Origin of the sequence: Chryseobacterium sp. SIMBA_029 (assembly GCF_046535275.1) — a bacterium.
In the GTDB taxonomy this organism is placed as follows: Bacteria; Bacteroidota; Bacteroidia; order Flavobacteriales; family Weeksellaceae; genus Chryseobacterium.
The window spans coordinates 1-238 of record NZ_JAWRXA010000823.1 but is presented as its reverse complement, the minus strand read 5'-3'; the positions used below and the strand labels follow the sequence as shown (position 1 = coordinate 238).

At 37.8% G+C, this 238-nt stretch carries 1 protein-coding gene; it reads right to left on the bottom strand.

The window, feature by feature from the left end; genetic code table 11:
• Nucleotides 1-211: response regulator transcription factor (locus SB679_RS26180; RefSeq protein ID WP_410705334.1), on the bottom strand; the 211-nt coding region annotated here is incomplete at its 3' end.
• Nucleotides 212-238: the final 27 nt, after the last annotated feature.

Sequence of the window (238 nt, the reverse complement as noted above, 5' to 3'; positions counted from 1 at the left end):
CATCCTGTCTGATCATGTCTAGTGTACTGTAGCCGTCTAGGTTGGGCATCATGATATCAAGAAGGATGACATCAGGAACCATTGTTTTTAAAAAATCGAGTACCTCTGTTCCGTCTCTGGCAATATATACATCATACCCGTTCTTTTTAAAGCCGTATTCCAGTGACATTAGTATTTTGTGTTCGTCATCTGCAATGATTATCTTTCTCATAAATGCTTTTTAAAGGTGTTCAACTTC